At 39.3% G+C, this 12,792-nt stretch carries 12 protein-coding genes, 1 other RNA gene and 1 riboswitch; of the genes, 6 read left to right on the plus strand and 7 right to left on the minus strand.

Going from position 1 to position 12,792, the window contains the following annotated elements:
- Positions 1-80 precede the first annotated feature (80 nt).
- From G413_RS0108445 to G413_RS0108460, 4 genes are all read left to right on the plus strand, one after another.
- Positions 81-971 carry a hypothetical protein gene (locus tag G413_RS0108445; RefSeq protein WP_022790459.1) on the plus strand — a complete coding sequence of 297 codons (891 nt, stop codon included), beginning with the start codon at positions 81-83 and terminating at the stop codon, positions 969-971.
- 80 nt (positions 972-1,051) lie between these two features.
- Entirely contained in the window at positions 1,052-1,381 is a 330-nt protein-coding gene (locus G413_RS0108450) for a PadR family transcriptional regulator (RefSeq protein ID WP_022790460.1), read from the plus strand.
- Positions 1,368-2,300 (plus strand): DUF1700 domain-containing protein, encoded by a 933-nt coding sequence (locus G413_RS11830; RefSeq protein WP_022790461.1) that lies wholly within the window; start codon positions 1,368-1,370, stop codon positions 2,298-2,300. The genes G413_RS0108450 and G413_RS11830 overlap by 14 nt, the downstream gene beginning before the upstream one ends.
- Positions 2,293-2,799, plus strand: coding sequence for a hypothetical protein (locus G413_RS0108460; protein WP_022790462.1), 507 nt, complete (start codon positions 2,293-2,295; stop codon positions 2,797-2,799). Before G413_RS11830 ends, G413_RS0108460 begins: the two co-directional genes overlap by 8 nt.
- A 125-nt stretch (positions 2,800-2,924) precedes the next feature.
- Here G413_RS0108460 and G413_RS0108465 read toward each other — a convergent pair whose 3' ends face one another.
- The 4 genes from G413_RS0108465 to G413_RS0108480 all read right to left on the minus strand — a co-directional run bounded on the left by G413_RS0108465 (position 2,925) and on the right by G413_RS0108480 (position 5,088).
- Positions 2,925-3,170 carry a hypothetical protein gene (locus G413_RS0108465; protein WP_022790463.1) on the minus strand — a complete coding sequence of 82 codons (246 nt, stop codon included), beginning with the start codon at positions 3,168-3,170 and terminating at the stop codon, positions 2,925-2,927.
- A 53-nt stretch (positions 3,171-3,223) separates the two neighbouring features.
- Positions 3,224-4,177 carry a magnesium transporter CorA family protein gene (locus G413_RS0108470; protein ID WP_022790464.1) on the minus strand — a complete coding sequence of 318 codons (954 nt, stop codon included), beginning with the start codon at positions 4,175-4,177 and terminating at the stop codon, positions 3,224-3,226.
- Positions 4,178-4,392: 215 nt separating this feature from the next.
- Positions 4,393-4,717: RNase P RNA component class B (rnpB, locus tag G413_RS11970), an RNA gene on the minus strand.
- A gap of 8 nt (positions 4,718-4,725) precedes the next feature.
- Positions 4,726-5,088, minus strand: coding sequence for a DivIVA domain-containing protein (locus G413_RS0108480; protein ID WP_022790465.1), 363 nt, complete (start codon positions 5,086-5,088; stop codon positions 4,726-4,728).
- Positions 5,089-5,192: 104 nt separating this feature from the next.
- Between G413_RS0108480 and recU the strand changes: the two genes are divergently transcribed.
- Both recU and G413_RS11330 read left to right on the plus strand, forming a co-directional pair.
- Positions 5,193-5,777: a Holliday junction resolvase RecU gene (recU, locus tag G413_RS0108485; protein WP_415980603.1), complete on the plus strand. Its 585-nt coding sequence runs from the start codon at positions 5,193-5,195 to the stop codon at positions 5,775-5,777.
- Positions 5,774-8,161, plus strand: a complete 2,388-nt coding sequence (locus G413_RS11330; protein WP_022790467.1) for a transglycosylase domain-containing protein — start codon at positions 5,774-5,776, stop codon at positions 8,159-8,161. The genes recU and G413_RS11330 overlap by 4 nt, the downstream gene beginning before the upstream one ends.
- Positions 8,162-8,179: 18 nt before the next feature.
- Here G413_RS11330 and pflA read toward each other — a convergent pair whose 3' ends face one another.
- The 3 genes from pflA to G413_RS0108510 all read right to left on the minus strand — a co-directional run bounded on the left by pflA (position 8,180) and on the right by G413_RS0108510 (position 12,775).
- Positions 8,180-8,923, minus strand: coding sequence for a pyruvate formate-lyase-activating protein (gene pflA / locus G413_RS0108495; RefSeq protein WP_022790468.1), 744 nt, complete (start codon positions 8,921-8,923; stop codon positions 8,180-8,182).
- 3 nt (positions 8,924-8,926) lie between these two features.
- Complete coding sequence (gene pflB / locus G413_RS0108500; RefSeq protein WP_022790469.1) at positions 8,927-11,173, minus strand: formate C-acetyltransferase; 2,247 nt, start codon at positions 11,171-11,173, stop codon at positions 8,927-8,929.
- 49 nt (positions 11,174-11,222) lie between these two features.
- A riboswitch (ZMP/ZTP riboswitch) is annotated at positions 11,223-11,304 on the minus strand.
- Positions 11,305-11,359: 55 nt separating this feature from the next.
- Positions 11,360-12,775 carry an LTA synthase family protein gene (locus G413_RS0108510; protein WP_022790471.1) on the minus strand — a complete coding sequence of 472 codons (1,416 nt, stop codon included), beginning with the start codon at positions 12,773-12,775 and terminating at the stop codon, positions 11,360-11,362.
- Positions 12,776-12,792 lie beyond the last annotated feature (17 nt).

A 12,792-nucleotide genomic window follows, 5' to 3' on the forward strand; every position in this document is an offset into this window, starting at 1 on the left:
GCTAGTTACTTTTTTATTCGTCAAATACGAAAAGAAGATCTTTTTAAATTTGCGATTACTTAAAAGGCTATATCAACAAATTGGAGGTTAAGCGTACACAGTTTCTTTCTTTTTCTACGATTGCTCCCACGATCGAAGTCTTGTTGGTGATGATCCTATGTACCCAGGTTTTAAATCTCAGCTTTTCGCTCGTGTTTGTGTATCTTAAAAATCAATACAAACAAATCTTGCTAAAGGGCTTTCATTCTTTATTCTATATTCCTTATATTTTGTTATGTTTCTTCTATATCTTTCATATGGACTATGGCGTTTTCTATGATCGTGCCACCTGCCTTGTTTTTCTGTATCTCATTCAAGTGGCAGTTCTATCTTTGGTTGCCCGTCTCTTTTTCTGGCAACAAGCACTTTATCAACGAAAGCTCGCTCGGCTACAACAGTCGAATCTACAGCTACAATGTCGCTGTCGGCTCTTGTATCAAGCCTATTCCTCTTATTTTGATCACATTCATGATCTATTACATCAATGTCTTTGTCTGGAAAGACTTTCCTGTTTCAAACAATATAATCTCTTACAGAAACAAATCAAAAAATTGGCAGAACATACGTTTAGTCACTTCCAAAATCTCTATAGAACCTGTCCGGTCTTAAAAAACTTGTTGGAAAAAGAAAAGAAACGAATTCAGAAACAACAGTTACGCTTTGATACAACTCAGTTGGATGAGGAAAAAATACAAATCAGTTATGCTGCCTTACAATCTGTCTATCAATCCATGCTGCAGGTACTTTTTCAATGTTGTGAAAAGACAACGATTACAATTCAAAATCAACAGAAGGTTCATTGTTGTTTTCTCCAATTTACTTTTTCTTCCTTTTGTTTTGATGAAACAAAACTTTCCCTGCCCTATGAAGTTTATATATCCCGGGATTCCCTTCAACTGTATCATGTCACTTTTTTGATTCCTGATTTGTGAACTTTGCCAAGTATTAATATTTATTTAGTACTTGATTTTACATAGTACTGAATATACTATAATAGTGTGAGGTGATTCGATTGAATACACAATTTAAAAAAGGTGTATTGGAGCTGATTGTTTTAAAAACAATAGAATACAAAGATCTCTATGGATATCAGCTGGTGACAAAGATCAGTGAGATCGTCAATGTTAATGAAGGTACGATCTATCCGCTTTTAAAACGATTGTCCAATGATCATCTACTCGAATCTTATTTAAAAGAATCCTCGGAAGGACCACCCAGAAAGTACTATCACATTACCCCCAATGGGATACAAAAACTGCAGGATCTGGAAAAGGAATGGAATGAATTTTCCGGTAAAGTCAATGCATTTTTAAAGGAGGTGTCTTATCATGACGAAAAGTGAATTTTTAGAACAGTTGGAACAAAAGCTTTTATTGATCTCCGAACAGGAACGAAAAGACATTTTGATTGAATATGGCACATATATTGATGATAAGATTGCCAATGGTGCCAGTGAAAAAGAGGCAATCCAGGGCTTTGGTGATCTGGATGAGCTTGCCAAAGAAATCTTAGAAGCTTATAAGATCAATACAGATAGTATGGATAGTAAAGCTGATAAAACGTTGGATCGCGCCTATTCGAAAACCGAAAGTTTTCTAAATAAGTTCGGCAATTTCAGTGTTAATGATATTTTTCATCTGATTTTTGATGCCTTTGTCCTTCTTGTATTGCTTTATATCGGAAGGATTCTTCTCATTGATATTTGTTTAAATATTCTGATGAATGTATTTAACTGGATCTTTGGTATCACTTATGGAGCCGGTATCGTATATGCCTTTGAAGATTTGATGATCTGGATCTTTAAGCTCATTTATCTGGCGGCAAGCATTCTCTTCTTTATTACCGTCATGTCCAGAAGAATTCGTCGAATCAAACGACATGACTATCGCATCAATGTAGTGGAAGACTTAAAACAATCCTTCAACAAAGAAGCCAAGGATTTCTTAAAAGACGATGATGGCCTGCCACCGATTCCCGGCACAAAGCCGGAGAAAACACTCTATCATCAAAGAAAAGCACAATATACAGATAGCGGAAGCCTGCTGATAAAAATCATTTTAGCGTTGATCAGCTTTCCGACCATCTGTTGCATCATCGGATTCAGTATTGCTTTGATTGCCTTATTCTTTGTAGGCGTTTTCGAACACGTTTACAGTATTGGCTTGATCTTATTAGGTGTTGGATTGTTAGGCGGCAGCATTTCTGTTCAATGGTTCTTGATCCACCTGTGGCCAAAAAAGGAGGAGATTCCCCATGCGTAAGATCCTCATCACATTTGTGGTATCCGTCATCTTAGTAATCAGCGGTGCCCTGGTCTTTGCGATGGAGCTCTCACAAATTCAGTTTCGTGCAAAAACACTTCCTGTGGAAACAAAAACAGAAACAATAACAATAGAAAATCATACAGGTGCCGTGCTACTTGAATTGGATCCTTACATAGATTTTAGATATGAAGAGATTCAACTGGAAGTGGAAAGCTTTCAAATGGATCCTAACCTAAAAGAGGATCAAATGAAGATCGAATATCCAGAATTTCTAGAGTTGGCATATGGAGAAGAAGGAGAGCCCGTACATTCTCGAATTTGGTTTTTTTCGACTCTGAACGGGGATCATAATGTGTTCTCTCATATCCATAGTCTGGAAGATATCAAAGAGATATGGAATCAAAAAGAAATAACTCTATACAAACCCGATGCAAAAAACTTGCATATAAAGGTTTTCTATGGAAAAAAACTGGAAGGAAAAATTGATATCTATTAAAAAGGATCGTTAAGATCCTTCAAAAAAGCAGCCTGACTCTCATACAACCGGCATAAAGAACTTTCTGCACAAAATGGAACACACAAGCTTTGTGATGTGAATGCTTTATGTCTTATGGCTGCTTTTTATTCGGATGAAAGAATTTGTCTTGCCAATTCCTGATTTTGAAAATCAACATAAAAATCCCAGGCATATCTAGGCTTATGATCGCCTGCCAACATGGATCCCATCAAAGCCGTATGAAAGGGGTGCAGCTGATTGACATCTTTCATGCGGATGCGATATTCGATATGATGTTCACTTAAAATATCTTCTATTTTGTTTTTTTGTTCTATGTCTGTCGTCGTAAAAACCTTTTCTTTTCCAAACATTTTATATCTCCTTATTCACTCCCATTATAACAAAAAAAAGAGAGTTTCCTCTCTTAATGAAACATATCCTTCTTTTTGAAAATCAAGATGGCTACCAGACAGGCGATAACCGCAATAGCTGTTGGAAAGAGAACATGTGGTGCAGGAAGACCATCAACATTCATCCCATAAAAGCTGAAAATAATATTTGGTATAGCCATAACGATCGTAATGACCGTTAAGACCTTCATAACAATATTTAAGTTGTTGGAAATAACAGAAGCAAAGGCATCCATGGTTCCACTTAAAATGTTGGAATAAATATTACACATCTCGATGGCCTGATGAATCTCGATCATCACATCTTCCAGTAAATCTTCATCTTCTTCATAAAGCTTGATCATTTTACCACGCATGATTTTATTCAATGTGATCTCATCCGCTTTTAATGAAGTCGAAAAGAAGACCAGTGATTTTTCCAAGCCCAACATCTGAATCAATTCTTTGTTTTCCATCGACTGATGCAGCTTTGATTCGGTACGGCTGGACAAACGATCGATCTGACGCAAATACACCAGATATTGTTGCGAAATGCGCAATACCAGCAAAAGCAAGAAGCGTGTTTTTAAACGGGTATCCATCTGGCGGATACGCCCCTGCGCCATATCCTGTAAAGACCAGCTTTCATACAAACTGATCGTTACAACATAGCCCTTTAAGATTACGATACCCATTGGGTTCGTTTTATACTGCAAAGTCGTATAATCTTCATTCTTATTGACATCACTTTCATCAGAGTCTGGATAGTCGATAATCACAAGCGTCTGATCAAAGTCATCATCATAGTCGATATGTGAACTTTCTTCATCATCCAAAGAAGATTTGACAAATTCCGGCAATACACCAATATGTTCGATCAAAAAATTTCTTTCTTCTTCAGTTGGAGCAATCGCATTAATCCAACATCCTTTTTCCGGAGCATCAATACGACGGGTACCATCATCAAAAGTCTTGTAAAATTCAAGCACAGTAATCCCTCCTTTTTAACGGAGACAAACTGCGATGCCTCCGTATCCTTTATTTTGCTTTTTGTTCCACTCATGACTTAACGGGTCCGGAGACATAATTTCACCTACTTTCATGCCTTTGTATTGTACCACAAAAATGAAAAAGGATAAAAAGGCTTTAACAAACTTTTTACACATTTTAATAAAAAAACGGGATTGCTCCCGTTACTTTCAATTTCATAAGCCATGTTCTGTATCAGACAGTCATTTATCTATAGGTTTCCCTATCCGATCTTAGGTTCAGTTCCCCTTGATCAGTTCCCCTACCAAATTTGGGTTTCTCACTTGCGGGGTTTACCCGTTCCACCTATTCTGTTTCCAGAATAGCTCGTCTCTGTGGCACTTTTAAAGCCGTATTTCCATAGTTTCCCTTAGGAAATACGACAGCCGTCAGGATCAACCTGCCTGGATTTATGACTTCATCCAGCACAAACACTACGATCATCGCAGATCGTGCGAGCATGGACTTTCCTCTAGCTTTCGCCAGCGACTGTCGAAATTGAAATCAATTATTCTTCCGGTTTTACCGGTGCGCTATTTGTCGTATGGAATACAGCTTGTTCCAAACGTGCAATACGTTTTAACAGATCGATCATATCTGTATTTCCGTTTACGTAGTCAGCGCTCACTTTTTCATTTAAATTCTGGTTTTCGCTCTGCAATGTATAAATTTCCTGCTGCAGTTCTTTAATCTTTTCTTCATAACGGCTTAATGCCTGCCCCAGTTCTTCCATTTTTTCATCATAGACCTGATAGTCTTCAATGATCAAATCTAAGAATTCATCAACTTCTGCCGGAGCATACCCTTTAATATCCACATGGAATTCTTTTTCAAAGATTTCCTGCGCAGTCAGATTCATTTCTTTTGTCATTTTGATTCCCCCTGAGCACTACTCATTATTATGACGTTTTTGCCCTAAAAAATCAACCATAATTGAATGTTAGTATGATTTCATATATAATTAGAACGATGAGTATAGTGAAATATCCAACAGCGGTTGTCCACCAGAATTTTCACGGTGTAAAAGATCAACACACCAACCGCGGAATGCGTCTGGAAGCCGATCTAAACGATACAAACAAGTATTACAGAGAGTGTGATAAAGCGCTGATTTATAAAAAGCCTACACCGGTACAAGTCGTTCGTGTCGATTATCCGGCAAGAAACAAGGCTAAGATTGTGGAGGCATATTACAAAACACCTTCTACAACGGATTATAATGGCATTTATAAAGGTCGTTATATCGATTTTGAGGCAAAAGAAACAAAGAATAAGGCGCAGTTTCCCATTGGGATCATTCATTCTCATCAGATCATGCATCTTAAAAAAGTACACAAGCATGGCGGTATCGGTTTCTTTGTGATTCGATTCAGCCTGCGAAATGAAACTTTTCTGGTAGATGCCCCTTTATTGATCGATAAAATTGAACATTCCTCAAAAAGTTCGATTCCCTATTCCTGGTTTCAGGAACATGGGCATTTGATTCAAGAAGGCTATATACCTAGATTAGATTATCTCAAGATCGTCGATCTTTTGTATTTTAAGGAGGATAAGACATGAGCCAAGATACAAATCAGAAACCGCAGACAAAAAAGCGTAGAAAGCTGGATATCTGGAACAAGCTGGCAATCGGCGTGCTTTCCATTTTTTTGGTAGGCTGCATCTCTGTTTTCTTTATTCTGGTCAACATCATCAATGACCCGGATGGCATGCAGTTTGTCGAGGGTGATCTGACAACACTTTCCAACTCACGTATTTATGACCGTAATGGAAACCTGATTTCCGAGCTGGGACAGGAGATTCGTGAAGATGTCACGTATGATCAGATTCCACAGAACGTGATCGATGCGTTTTTAAGTATTGAAGACTCTCGTTATTTTGATCACAACGGGTTTGACTTACCTCGTTTTTTGGCCAGTGCTTTGACAAACCTTCGCTCCGGTTCCTTTGCCCAAGGTGGTTCAACATTGACCATGCAGCTGATCGACAATACGTTTACTTCACAACAGGAAAAAAAGATTGAAAATGAACAAGGCAGCATTTCGGCATTTACCAAAATCAAGTTAAAAATACAGGAGATTTACTTATCTTTAATCGCCGAACAAACTCTAAATAAGGAAGAAATTTTTGAGTATTATTTAAACCGAATATGGTTTGGATCAGGTGATAACACACGAGGCATTCAAAAAGCGGCCAATTACTTCTTTAATAAGGATGTATCGGAACTAAATTTAAGTGAATCGGCATTCTTGGCCGGTGCTATCAATGCCCCGGATACATACAATCCGCTAAACAACTTATACAAGACGGATCAAGACTATTTGGCCAATGCGACAAGTCGTCGAAATACGACGTTATCCTTGATGTTGCAGCACGGATATATTACTGAAACTGAATACAATCTGGCAAGGAATTCAAAATTAGAGTTTGCCCTGCAATATACGAATGTATCCAGTCAGGATCCAAATGCTCCATTTATCTATCAAGTTCAACAAGAAGTCATTCAGTTGACTGGTCAAGATCCGGCTGTTGTTCCTATGGATATCTATACAACGCTGAACCCGGATGTACAAAAGGTAGCTTATGATATTTGTGCCGGTAATATAATTGACTTCCCAATCGAGCAGCTTGATACCGGCTTTGCCGTAGTTGAAAATCATACCGGTGAAGTCATCGCCATAGGAGCCGGTCGAACATATTATCAAGATGCAACCAAACGAGATTTATCCATGGAAGAAAGGCAGCCTGGTTCTTCGATGAAACCATTGTTGGCTTACAGTTCAACCTTTGATCTATTAGGCTGGTCCACTGAACATAAGATCAATGACCACGGTGAAGACTATTTCCATGCGGGAAGTAACCTTCAAAACTCTGATCGTCAATATCGTGGCGTTGTCAACTTAAAGACAGCCCTTGGTTTATCCTTGAATACCCCGGCGGCTCAGGCGATGATTGCCCTGGTGGATGAAACCGGTTATGACTACTGGATCGATTTCTTAAAGAAGTTAGGATACAGTGAAGATACATATACACAGTTTGTTGAACAGTTTGCGATCGGTGGTTCCGAGATGTATGCATCCCCTCGCCAACAAGCCAGCGCTTACAGTATGTTGGCCAATGGTGGTAAACGTGTAGAAGATCATACAATTCGAAAAATTGTACGTCGCTCGGATGGAAAAGAAACCTCCGGTGATACGACCGAATATGAACTGATTAGTGAAGAAGCCGCTTATATGACATCCTACCTGTTGGAAAATGTCGTATCCGGAAATTATCAAAACTTCAACGAAATCTTATATAGTCAAAACTATACGGCATATGGTAAATCCGGTACATCCGACTGGTCTGATTTGGGTGTTGAACAAGGAATACCAATTGGTGCAGCCCGTGATGAATGGTCCATCGGTTATACCAGTGATATCAGTGTGGCAACATGGACCGGCTTCAGCGGTGAAAATGAAGCATTAGGATACTACTTCACAAACTCTTTACTATTTGAGGCAACTGCCTTCCATATCACGCATTACTTATTAGATTACTGCCAACAGTTCTATGACTATAACGATATTGAAAAGCCTAGCGGTGTATCCAACTATAATGGTGGTTATATCAAAACAGAGTTCCTTTCTAAAGGTGATTCAAAAGTAACCGGCGGAAATGCGAAGTCTGAAGATGAAGAAGATACTGAGGAAGAGGAACAGGAAGAAGAAACGACAGAAGAAGAAAATACGCAGGATCCAACAACGCCGCCAACGGAACCAACTGTACCAGAGGAGCCTAGTGATCCAACGCAGGATCTTCAACAACAATGTATTAATTCCGGTGGTACATGGCAAAATGGAGCTTGTATCTATCAGAACACCGGCAATAACGGAAATACAGGTATGGAAACCTTCCGACTGGATTCACTGACCTTACCGGATTCACGAAAGAGAATATTATAAAAGGAATGAGGCAGCGCCTCATTCCTTTTCTTTTGGATATTCATTTGTATGTAGTAAATGATTGGCGTTTTCAACACGTTCTTTTGATGGAGGATCAATTCCCTCTAAAGGATATTTCATACCCAGTGCTTCCCATTTATAGGCTCCCAATGTATGGTAGGGTAAAACTTCCACTCTTTCGACATTGGATAAGCTTTGAATAAACGTATCCAGCTTTCTTAAATAAATATCTTCATCATTTCTTTGTGGCACCAGAACATGGCGAATCCAAACCGGTTTGGAAATCGAATCTAAATACTTCGCAAAGGCCAGTATATTTGTATTGTCATGACCTGTCAATAATCGATGTTGTTGAGGATCAATATGCTTGATATCCAATAAAACCAAATCGGTTACTTCCATCAATGCATTGATTTTATCCATGAATTCTTTTGTTTCACAAAATGGTTGTCCGCACGTATCTAGTACGGTATGAACACCTTCTTTTTTAGCCAATTGAAACAATTCTAATATAAAATCAATCTGTAATAATGGTTCACCTCCGGATACCGTTATGCCGCCTTTATCTTTCCAGTAAGGGCGATATCGCAAAGCTTTGGTAAGGACATCGCCTGCCTCTTGGTCCGGTTCTTTGATTTGCCATGTATCGGCATTATGGCAAAACTGACATCGCATCTGGCATCCCTGCAGAAAAATTACGTAACGAACACCCGGGCCGTCAACCGACCCGAATGTTTCAATGGAATGTATGCTTCCTTTCATATCCTATAAATGATCGTGACAGGTTCTGGCAATCACATCCAGCTGTTGTTCACGCGTTAAATCAATAAATTTGACCGCATAGCCACTGACACGAATCGTAAAGTTTTGATACTCTTCTTTTTCTGGATGTTCCATCGCATCTTTTAACTTCTCAACACCAAAGACATTGACATTTAAATGATGAGCTCCCTGATCAAAATAACCATCCATCACATGCACTAAATTCTCTGCGCGCTCTGTATCACTATGACCCAGCGCACCCGGATTGATAGTCTGTGTATTGGAAATACCATCTAAGGCATATTCATAAGGAAGCTTCGCAACTGAATTCAAAGAAGCCAGTAATCCATTCTTTTCGGCTCCGTAAGAAGGATTGGCACCCGGCGATAAAGGTTCTCCGGCCTTACGTCCATCCGGTAAAGTTCCGGTTGCCTTACCATAAACCACATTACTTGTGATCGTCAAAATTGAAGTCGTTGGCTCACTGTTACGATACGTATGATGCTTACGAATCTTATTCATAAATGTCTTTAACAACCATACTGCGATATCATCGGCTCTATCATCATCGTTTCCATAACGTGGGAAATCGCCTTCTACCTTGTAGTCAACGACGATACCATCCTCATCACGAATCGGTGTTACCTTGGCATATTTGATGGCACATAAGCTATCCACAACATGAGAGAAACCGGCAATACCCGTGGCAAATGTACGTCTTACATCGGTATCGATCAAAGCCATTTCGGCTGCTTCATAGTAATATTTATCATGCATATATTGAATCAGGTTTAAAGTATTGACATAGAGTCCACTCAACCAGTCCATCATCAAATCATATTTATGCATCACTTCATCAAAATCAAGCACATCGCTGGTGATTGGCTTATACTCTGGACCTACCTGCATTTTTGTTCTTTCATCCACACCACCGTTGATGGCATACAACAGACATTTTGCCAAATTGGCACGGGCTCCAAAGAACTGCATTTCCTTACCCGTCTGTGTGGCGCTGACACAACAACATACCGCATAATCATCGCCCCACTCCGGACGCATCACATCATCGTTTTCATATTGCAGAGAAGATGTCGCCACACTGACCTTGGCCGCATACTTTTTAAAGGGCTCTGGCAGATGACTGGAATACAATACCGTCAAATTGGGCTCCGGACTTGGTCCCATATTTTCTAATGTATGCAGGAATCGAAAACATGTTTTGGTGACCATATGACGGCCATCCATACCGATACCGGCTACATCCAAAGTGGCCCAGACCGGATCACCCGAGAACAACTGGTTATAGGAAGGAATACGGGCAAATTTAACCATACGAAACTTCATGACCATATGATCGATCAGCTCTTGTGCCTTTTCTTCCGTCAATGTTCCGTTCTTTAAATCTCTTTGCATATAGATATCTAAGAAGGTGGAAATACGCCCAACGGACATGGCTGCCCCATTCTGTGTTTTAATGGCTGCCAAATAACCAAAATAAAGCCACTGTACTGCTTCCTTGGCATTCTTGGCCGGTTTTGAGATATCATAGCCATAAATAGCAGCCATCTCTTTCATCTCTTTTAATGCCTTGATCTGATCAGATAACTCTTCTCTTTGACGAATGATGTGATCCAGCATCGTTCCATCGCCACACAAATCAAAATCTTTTTGTTTTTCCTCGATCAAAAAATCAATTCCATACAAAGCTACACGACGATAATCCCCAACGATACGTCCACGACCATAGGTGTCCGGTAATCCGGTAATAATCTTATTTTTACGAGCTAGACGCATTTCCGGAGTATAAGCTCCAAATACCGCATCGTTATGTGTTTTATGATACTTTGTGAAGATTTCTTTTAATTTATCACTTGGTGTATATCCATAAGTTTCACACGCTTCGATACTCATACGAATACCACCATAAGGCATAAAGGCTCTTTTTAAAGGCTTATCCGTTTGTAAACCTACGATTTGTTCCAAATCTTTTAAATTTTCATCAATATATCCTGGTCCATAGGAAGTAAGGCTGGATACCACTTCCGTTTCCATATCCAATACACCGCCTTTGGCGCGTTCTTCCTTTTGAAGCTTCTGTAAGGCATCCCACAATGTATTCGTAGCTTCTGTTGGATCCGCCAAAAAGGCTTCATCACCATCATAAGGCTCATAGTTATTCTGGATAAAGTCTCTGACATTGACTTCCTCCTGCCATTTGTTTCCTTTAAATCCGGTCCACTGTTCAAACATGTCTTTCCTCCTATTCTTGAACCATATAAAAAGCTGGCCTCCGGGCTTCTTTTTCTGCCCAGACGGTCGGCTCAATACTCTTATACTTCACGTGGTCTATTCCACTCATTCCGTCAGTCATATAAGGTGATTTCATCATATCGGAATTTAGTTGAAGTGTCAACGAATAAGTCGCTGAAAATCCTTTCAGTGCTTTAAACCTAAAATTTTCTTTTTATAGAAAGAAGACTGCTTTTGTATTTTCAGATTCAAAGCCTTTTCTCCTTTCTTTTCTAAGACTGTTTTTTCATCCGAAAAAAGATCACGCCCTAAAGCCAATCCATTTTTAGAAAGCGTATAGCCCATTCCCGAAAGAATCGTCGGAAACAGATCCATCGTCGTAAATTCTCTTTTCTTTATATGCATCGGATTCTTTTTACTGTGAATGAAGCAATTCCACACCCTTCGATCAAAGTCTCGATCAAAATTTGAATGAATATATTGTGCCGCCATGCTTGTATGATCCCCTTGAATCACGATGAGCGTATCTTTGTAGAAAGGCTGTTTTTCTAACCATGTCATAAAATCTTCCAGAAGCCGATCAGTATGATAAATGGAGTTTGAGATACCTTTGTCAAAGGGTTTCTCCCATTTCTTCTCCTGATAACCATAAGGATGATGGGTATCTACTGTCAACATTTCAAAATTAAACGGGCGATCCTCCTTTACCAGCATGCTCAGTTTTCGTTTGGCAAAATCAAAGAGCTTTTCATCCTCATAACCCCAGAACACATGATATTTTTCATCCAACCAGCCTTCCTCTTTTATTTTTTTAATATCTTGAATATCATAATGTCCATGTTGATCAAAATATGATTTGCGCCCTCCAAAGGCCGCATCCGAACCAATCATCAAGGTGTTGGAATAACCATCTTTTTCTAAAATGTCACCTAAAGAAACTAAACCATTCATAAATGCTTGTTTAGGTGTACAAAATGGATGATAAATCGGAAAGTTTAAGGGAACCCCTGCCGTAGAAGCAATCATGCCGCCGGTTGTCCATCCGGTTCCTGTCACAACTTTAGCACCGCCTATTTGATCTGTATTTGAAAAACTGATGTTCTCTTTTGTCAGTTTTGTCAAAAAAGGAAGTAGATTCTCCTGGGAATCGCCTCCATCTTTCTTCAGCGCATATGTGGTTTCCATGGATTCTAAATAAATATGAATCAAATTCATTTTTTTCTTTGGCGCCTGTAAAGTCGAAGCGCTGACTTCGATATAGTCCTGTTCATAAAGATCCGACTTTTGAAACTGATGGATCCCATATTGAATCAATCCCACTTTATAGGCCGAATACACGATACACATAAGCAGCCATACCCAACAAAGCCAGAGCGCCGCAAAAATATGAATGATAAGCAAAGTCACAATTATCGAGATTACAAAACCCCGTAGAAAACACAATCGAAACCAATCTACCAAAAATCGTTTATTGGTCCCTTCCAAAGGCACTTTTATATGAAATACTAACTGTTCAAAAGATGACAATCCAAAATAAGAAAAAGCCCATGATACCGTCTTGACAAGTATAGATGCGAAAAGTACAAGCAGGAAATACAACAATTTACCCCCTCCTTACA

Origin of the sequence: Faecalicoccus pleomorphus DSM 20574 (assembly GCF_000420345.1) — a bacterium.
GTDB lineage: Bacteria > Bacillota_I > Bacilli_A > Erysipelotrichales > Erysipelotrichaceae > Faecalicoccus > Faecalicoccus pleomorphus.